The following is a 6,280-nucleotide window of genomic DNA, read 5'->3' as shown; positions in this document are numbered from 1 at the left end:
CTGTGGTGACCCTGTGGGAGCGGGCGTGCCCGCGAAGAGGCCGGCGCATGCACAAGACCGTATCCAGAAAAGGAGCCACCCTGATGAAAACGCCCCCCCTCATCGCTGTCATCATGCTGGCCGTGCTCTGCACCTCGGCCTGGGCGGCCACCGACCGCGCCGAACGGCGCCGCGAGGCCCGCGATGTGCGGCAGGAAACCCGCCAGGACGCGCGGCAGACCAAACAGGACTGCCGCCACGCCGACCAGCAAAGCAACGCCGGCTGCCGGCAGGACAAACGCCATACCAAGCAGCAAGGCCGTGAGCGCGCCCGCGACATAAAATACTGAGCGGGCGGTGCTCAACCGCCCAAGGCGATGATCGCCACGATCAGCAACGCCCCGACTACCGCCAGAACCACGCCGGTCAACAGGGCGCGGCCACCGGAATAGCGTGCCAGCAGCCAGCCCGCAAGGAAGAGCATGGCCAGGGCGACCAGGTTCGATACACGGATGGCCGTACCGGTGGTCTCGATCAGCAGGAACGGAATGACCATCGGGAAAGTTGCCAGTACCACCAGCAGGAAAGTGGCCAGGGCAGCCTTGAAATCATCCAGCCCCAGGCGTGCCGGCAGCGGGCGGCCAGCATCACGCAGCATGCGCCCGCGCAGCATCTCCAGCCCGTCTTCATCCAGTGCCAGGCCGATGCGCTCTGGCAGCGTATCGGCAATCAGCCTGCGCCCCTGGGTGATATCACCGGCTTGCAGGCGAGCCAGCAAGGTCCGGCTGCGGGTACGTTCGGTCCAGGTACGCAGCAGGTAGATGACGGCATCGGCCAGGCCCCAGGCCAGGTTGCAGCCGAGCGCGGCAATCAGCATCAGCCGCGCGTCTTCGCGCCCTGCCGTGGCCACGCTCAGCGAGCCGATGAAGGTCATCGCCATCAACAGGCCGAAGATGACTTCGGTGATCCGGTCGATCGGTTCCAGCACGCCCCATTTTCGCGGTTGCTCGTCTTGCCCCATCGCACCCTCCCAGGAACCATCGATAGTCACTATCGAGAATGGCAATTTCTGCCGAACGACATGGCCGAATAACCTAGCTCCATCGACTCGCCGCCCACCACACCGGCCCCTGGAGCTACCTGATGAACACCTTGGCCCGCCTGCTGTCCGCCACCCTTGCCGTCATTGCCATCGCCATCACCAGCGGCTGTGCCAGCCACCCCGAACTGCGTCCCTACACCGCCGAAGAAACCCGTCAACTGCAACTGGAAGCCTTGCAACGCCGTGGCCTGTCGCTGGACGACTACGAGCAGCAACGGCGGGTAATCCAGCGTGCCGGCAACCTGCCCGTGGTGACCGAAGCTGCAGACGCCGACCGTTCGACCAAAGGCTGAATGGGCTAGCCGGCGGTTCCCTCACGTTACCTGCACAGGTATGCTTTACCGCTCAACCGCAAGCCTTCCAGGACGGAGACCATGACCAGGCCCCTTCTGTTGCTGAGTGCTGCACTGCTGTTCAGCCCCATGCTGCTGGCCCAACAGATCAAACGCGAACTGGGCGACTTCGACTTTACACTCGGCACCACCCCCTCACGCAGTATGGCCCAGGGGCTGATATCGCCCAGCGCCATCGGTGCGTTCCACGGTGGCCTCGACTTCAGCCACCCCAGCGGCTGGTACCTTGGCCAGTACGCCCCGAGCATGGGCGTGACGCCCGACTCCACCCTGCGGCTGGACAGTTATCTGGGCTACAAGCACCGGTTCGACACTAGCCTGGGCTACGAGGTGGGGTTGATCCATTATAGTCAGCCAAACATTGCGGGCCCCGACAGCTATGCCCTGTACGGCGGTGTTTCGGTGCTGGGCAGCCGTTTCGGTGGAGCGCTGCGCGACAATCCCGACAACCGCACCGCCACGCTGTTCGCCGACTTCGGCCAACTGCCGCTGTTTGATGTTGACCTGAGCGTCAAGCTCGCCCATCACCGCCTGGGTACGCCATTCACCATTGGTGATGGCAGCGAGGTGAATGCCTTTTCCGATTGGTCGCTGGAACTTTCCCGGCCTTGGCTCGGCATCGACCTGAACCTGGTCTACAGCAACTCAAACCTCAGTGGTGGCGGGTGTGATGCGTATTCGGGCATCAACACCTATTGCGACAGCATGGTCACGCTCAAGGCGCAACGCCGCTTCTTTTAACGGCGCGGCGCCAGCGCCAGGGCGATACCGCCCAGCACCACCACGCAGGCCACCAGCAAGCGCAACGACAATGGCTCGCCGATCAGGAAAACCCCGCCCAACGCCGCGATCACCGGGACGCTGAGCTGCATGGTCGCCGCCTGCTGCGCGCTGACTTGCCTGACCACGCCGTACCACACGGCATAGCCAGCACCGGACGCCAGCACACCAGAACCCAGCGCATACAGCACGCCGAGCGGGCTCAGGTGCAAGCCGGCGCCCAGTAACAGCATCGGCGCCAGCAGCACCAGGCACGGCAGGCTCCTGGTGAAATTGCCGGCAGTGTCGGCCAGCGGCCTGGGTGAACCTTTGCCCAGCAGCGTGTAAACGCCCCAGGCCACGCCAGACAGGGTCATCAGCAAGGCACTGGCAAAAGGTGGCGCCGCAATACCGGGCAACAGCAGCACCAGCAGGCCGACGAAGGCGATCAGCATGCCCAGCAGCATTCGCGCAGTGATTTGTTCGCCTTTGTACCAGGCGAAGCCGAACATGGTGATCTGCACCGCGCCAAACAGCAGCAACGCACCCGCGCCTGCGCCCAGTTGCAGATATGCCGCAGAAAACAGGAATGCGTAGAGGAACAGGGCCAAGCCGCCGCGCCAGCTCCCCCCCATGGCAAGCGCGGGTTTGCGCAGGCGGATCAACAGCAGCAGGAACAGTGCACCACTGGCCAGGCGCACCACGGTGAAGGATGCCGGGTCGATGGCCCCATCCTTCAGCGCGAGCCGGCAGAATACCGAGTTGGCAGCGAAGGCCACCAGGCTGAAAAGTGCGGGCCAGAACCAGGCCCTGGCCTTGGGGTCGGCAAGCGTGGTGGTGCCGGTGCTCATGGTGTGGTCACCTTTGAGGTCAATTGTTGTTATAGCGGCCATGCTGGTTGGGCCAGCACCGATATACAACATAGTGTTTATCTGCCGCCACCACCGAATCGCCCGGACCTATACAGCCGCCACTGCCTCGATCTCCACCAGCATGCCGTCCAGCGCCAACCGGGGTACCGGTATCAGCGTGCAGGTCGGTTTCATGCTGCGGCCCCAGGCCCTGTCAGCCTCGGCTACCCATTCATGCAGTCGCGTTTCGGAATGCTCGACGATCAGCAGGGTCAGCTTGAACACCTGGGCCAGGCTGGCGCCTTTCGACGCCAGGGCAATCTCAAGGTTGGCCAGTGCCTGGCGTGCCTGCTCGGCGAACAGCGGCGACAGCTGCCCGTTGCGGTCTTCCCCGCCCTGGCCGGCGATGAACAACAGGCGGCTGTCGGCATGAACCTCGGCGACATGAGAGTAGGCATTACCGCTGGGGTCGTACAGGCCTTCGGGGTTGCTCAGCTGGAACGCGGTTGAATGGCTCACGGTAAACCCTCGATCAGTTGGAAGAGGGACGGAGTATCGAACCTTGAGTTAACTCGAGGTCAAGCATGCATCGTAAAACGGGCTTGTCTGCGTAGGACGTTTCGCACAGCGCGCTGGCTTGCGTGAACCACGCGTTTGTATGCGCGGTGGCTGCCAGGCGGTAGATTGCGAGGCCCGGCATGGAGGCCTGCACGTATCAAGGATAAAGCGATGAGCAAATATGATTTTCAGCTGGCTTATACCATCAAGCCCAAAACCGCACGAGATGAAGACGATGCGGCAAAGGCGCGCCTGCACCTGCGCGAAAAAATTGGCCTGGACACCGTCGAACACATTGAAACCACCTTGCTCGGGGTGATCACTCTCAGCAGCACCACGCTCGCAGACCGCAGGCGCGATGCCAAAAAGCTGCTTCACGATTACATCCATGAAGCGCTCAAGCATCTGTGTGTGCTGTCGACCGTGAAGTTCTACGGTTGCCTGATGGTGGACGGGCTGGGGTCAGCCATTCGCTTCGATATCCTGCCCAAGTGAACATCGACGGCCTCAGGCGCCCCCGCGCCTGAGGCCGTTCTCCATCATTTTTCCTGCAGTACCGCCCTGCCCTTGACCGCCCGAGGCCCGCGCCAGGCCCAGAACAGCAAGCCGGGGAACGGTGCGTAGACCACGAAGAAGATCCACAGCATCTTGCGCTCGGCGCGCCGGTCACTGCCGATGATGTGCCAGATGGCCCAGATTTCCAGCAGGATCACAAAGGCCGCGACGATGATCCAGATCGTTCCGATTTCCATGAGCGCTCTCCCATTTGGCATGTAATGGGTTGGGTTGCAGAGGCTGCCGAGGGTTCAGATTGATTTGGCTGGCGGCATGGCACCGCGGCCCTTGTAGGAGCGGCCTTGTGTCGCGATGGGCTGCGCAGCGGCCCCAGGATTTTTGCCCTACAAAGGACCGCAGGGGGCTGCTATGCAGCCCATCGCGACACAAGGCCGCTCCTACAGGGAGCAGTGACAGCTCTCAATGCCGTGGTGCAGTCTCCAACGCCGCCTTCAACGCCGGCGCATCGGCAAATGCCCGCTGGCTCACCAGCTTGCCCTGTTCCAGTTGCAACCACTGCACCTGGCCATCCTGCCCTGGATAACGGCTGGCCACGCGCCCGTCGCGGTCGAGCAGCACGCGGTAGTTGTAATCGCGCATGGCGGGGATGGCGAACAGCTTGCTGATCAGCGCCGGCATGCGCTGGATGTCGGCAACGAACACCGCATCGCGCGCCTCCAGGTAACCCTTGGGCTGTTCGGCCAGCGCCGCCTTCACCAGCTTGGCACCGTCCATGTCGCGTGCCACCAGCAGGATGTGCGTGCCGGCGGCGAGGCTATAGGCCTGGTCGTACTGGTCGAGCAGCGTCCACGGGGCGAGCTTGTCGCCCTGCTCCAGGGCATTGGCCAGCAATGGCATCAGGCAAAGCAACAGGGCAGCGGCGTACTTCATCAAGGTATCCTCAGTGACAGGAGCATCAGCATAGCGGCAACGGGCCAAGCCAGACAGGTTGCCTGAACACGACCTGGAATACGACACGGCCACCCGGGAGATTGTCTTTCCCCCGGCCACCCGCCACACTCTCAAGGCCAGCCAGGAAGCGGAGTCCAGAGTGCCCACGCCACGCCAGTTCAGCAAGAAGACCAGTACCAGCAACATGCTGCGGCTGAAGTCCACCAGCGCCAATGCCCAAGCCCCCTATCGGGTCGATTTCGTATTGCTCGAACACTTCTCCATGGCCAGCTTCACCGTGGCCATGGACGTGCTGGTCACGGCCAACCTGCTGCGCGCCGACAGCTTTCGATTCACCCCGCTGTCGCTTGCAGGCGACCGCGTGCTCAGCGACCTGGGGTTGGAGTTGGTGGCTACCGAGTTATCCGCCGAGGCCCTGAAGGAGTTGGACCTGCTGGTGATCTGTGGCGGCCTGCGCACGCCATTGAAGTACCCCGAGCTTGACCGCCTGCTGGGCGATTGTGCGGCCCACGGCATGGCCTTGGGCGGGTTGTGGAACGGCGCGTGGTTCCTCGGCCGCGCCGGGGTGCTGGACGACTATGGCTGCAGTATCCACCCTGAGCAGCGCGCCAGCCTGTCCGAGCGCAGCCCGCAGACGCGGATCACCCCGGCCAGCTTCACTCTCGACCGCGACCGCCTCAGCGCTGCCAGCCCCAATGGTGCCATGGAGCTGATGCTCGGCCTGGTGCGCCGGCTGTATGGCGACGGCTTGGCCGAAGGCGTCGAGGAGATCCTGTCGTTCTCCGGTGCCCGCTATCGCCAGGTCGGCCCTGGCGCGAAGAAATCCATGAGTTTGCACCTGCGCACCATCGTCGAGCTGATGGAGAACAACCTCGAGGAAACCCTCAGCCTCGACCAGTTGGCCGCCTACAGCGGGCGCTCGCGCCGACAGATCGACCGCCTGTTCCAGGCCCAGTTGGGCACTTCGCCGCGGCGTTACTACATGGAGTTGCGCGTCACCAAAAGCCGCCGCCTACTGCAGTATTCCGACCTGTCGGTGATGGAAGTGGCAGTGGCCTGCGGGTTTGTTTCGGTGTCGCACTTCAGCAAATGCTATGCGGCTTACTTTGGCTACCCGCCGTCGCGTGAGCAGCGGTTGGGCGAGTGAGCAGGGGAAAATGGCAGGAATGTGTGGCCTGGCGAGGCCTCTTCGCGGGCGCGCCCGCTCCCAC

General features: G+C 63.4%; 10 protein-coding genes. 5 read left to right on the top strand and 5 right to left on the bottom strand.

Annotated features, from left to right (window positions below; translation table 11 throughout):
- Nucleotides 1-83 precede the first annotated feature (83 nt).
- A complete protein-coding gene (locus ACLCGK_RS29780) occupies nucleotides 84-329 on the top strand; it encodes a hypothetical protein (protein ID WP_410953474.1) in 246 nt (81 codons plus the stop codon).
- Between the two features lie 11 nt (nucleotides 330-340).
- Here the strand turns inward: ACLCGK_RS29780 and ACLCGK_RS29775 are convergent, their stop codons facing one another.
- Nucleotides 341-1,000: a VIT1/CCC1 transporter family protein gene (locus tag ACLCGK_RS29775; protein ID WP_410953473.1), complete on the bottom strand. Its 660-nt coding sequence runs from the start codon at nucleotides 998-1,000 to the stop codon at nucleotides 341-343.
- Nucleotides 1,001-1,122: 122 nt separating this feature from the next.
- Here ACLCGK_RS29775 and ACLCGK_RS29770 point away from each other — a divergent pair, with 122 nt between their 5' ends.
- Both ACLCGK_RS29770 and ACLCGK_RS29765 read left to right on the top strand, forming a co-directional pair.
- Nucleotides 1,123-1,374 (top strand): hypothetical protein, encoded by a 252-nt coding sequence (locus ACLCGK_RS29770; RefSeq protein WP_015270196.1) that lies wholly within the window; start codon nucleotides 1,123-1,125, stop codon nucleotides 1,372-1,374.
- Between the two features lie 81 nt (nucleotides 1,375-1,455).
- Nucleotides 1,456-2,175 (top strand): TorF family putative porin, encoded by a 720-nt coding sequence (locus ACLCGK_RS29765; protein WP_054573121.1) that lies wholly within the window; start codon nucleotides 1,456-1,458, stop codon nucleotides 2,173-2,175.
- Here ACLCGK_RS29765 and ACLCGK_RS29760 read toward each other — a convergent pair.
- Entirely contained in the window at nucleotides 2,172-3,044 is an 873-nt protein-coding gene (locus tag ACLCGK_RS29760; protein WP_410953472.1) for a DMT family transporter, read from the bottom strand. The genes ACLCGK_RS29765 and ACLCGK_RS29760 overlap by 4 nt on opposite strands.
- Before the next feature lie 108 nt (nucleotides 3,045-3,152).
- Entirely contained in the window at nucleotides 3,153-3,563 is a 411-nt protein-coding gene (locus tag ACLCGK_RS29755; RefSeq protein WP_054573119.1) for a RidA family protein, read from the bottom strand.
- A 210-nt stretch (nucleotides 3,564-3,773) separates the two neighbouring features.
- On the opposite strand from ACLCGK_RS29755, the gene ACLCGK_RS29750 reads away from it, so the two are divergent.
- Nucleotides 3,774-4,097, top strand: a complete 324-nt coding sequence (locus tag ACLCGK_RS29750; RefSeq protein WP_410953471.1) for a hypothetical protein — start codon at nucleotides 3,774-3,776, stop codon at nucleotides 4,095-4,097.
- 44 nt (nucleotides 4,098-4,141) lie between these two features.
- Here the strand turns inward: ACLCGK_RS29750 and ACLCGK_RS29745 are convergent, their stop codons facing one another.
- Both ACLCGK_RS29745 and ACLCGK_RS29740 read right to left on the bottom strand, forming a co-directional pair.
- Complete coding sequence (locus ACLCGK_RS29745) at nucleotides 4,142-4,354, bottom strand: PLDc N-terminal domain-containing protein (RefSeq protein WP_410953470.1); 213 nt, start codon at nucleotides 4,352-4,354, stop codon at nucleotides 4,142-4,144.
- 223 nt (nucleotides 4,355-4,577) lie between these two features.
- A complete protein-coding gene (locus ACLCGK_RS29740) occupies nucleotides 4,578-5,048 on the bottom strand; it encodes a hypothetical protein (protein WP_054573118.1) in 471 nt (156 codons plus the stop codon).
- Nucleotides 5,049-5,208: 160 nt separating this feature from the next.
- Here ACLCGK_RS29740 and ACLCGK_RS29735 point away from each other — a divergent pair, with 160 nt between their 5' ends.
- Complete coding sequence (locus ACLCGK_RS29735) at nucleotides 5,209-6,216, top strand: GlxA family transcriptional regulator (protein ID WP_013972486.1); 1,008 nt, start codon at nucleotides 5,209-5,211, stop codon at nucleotides 6,214-6,216.
- Nucleotides 6,217-6,280 lie beyond the last annotated feature (64 nt).

The sequence above is a fragment of the Pseudomonas sp. S1(2024) genome, assembly GCF_046557535.1.
This window is presented reverse-complemented; position numbering and strand designations above follow the sequence as displayed.

Excerpts from the sequence above, each read along its gene's own strand:
- ACLCGK_RS29780 (WP_410953474.1), top strand. The coding sequence starts at position 84 with ATGAAAACGCCCCCCCTCATCGCTGTCATCATGCTGGCCGTGCTCTGC.
- ACLCGK_RS29775 (WP_410953473.1), bottom strand. The coding sequence starts at position 1,000 with ATGGGGCAAGACGAGCAACCGCGAAAATGGGGCGTGCTGGAACCGATC.
- ACLCGK_RS29770 (WP_015270196.1), top strand. The coding sequence starts at position 1,123 with ATGAACACCTTGGCCCGCCTGCTGTCCGCCACCCTTGCCGTCATTGCC.
- ACLCGK_RS29765 (WP_054573121.1), top strand. The coding sequence starts at position 1,456 with ATGACCAGGCCCCTTCTGTTGCTGAGTGCTGCACTGCTGTTCAGCCCC.
- ACLCGK_RS29760 (WP_410953472.1), bottom strand. The coding sequence starts at position 3,044 with ATGAGCACCGGCACCACCACGCTTGCCGACCCCAAGGCCAGGGCCTGG.
- ACLCGK_RS29750 (WP_410953471.1), top strand. The coding sequence starts at position 3,774 with ATGAGCAAATATGATTTTCAGCTGGCTTATACCATCAAGCCCAAAACC.
- ACLCGK_RS29745 (WP_410953470.1), bottom strand. The coding sequence starts at position 4,354 with ATGGAAATCGGAACGATCTGGATCATCGTCGCGGCCTTTGTGATCCTG.
- ACLCGK_RS29740 (WP_054573118.1), bottom strand. The coding sequence starts at position 5,048 with ATGAAGTACGCCGCTGCCCTGTTGCTTTGCCTGATGCCATTGCTGGCC.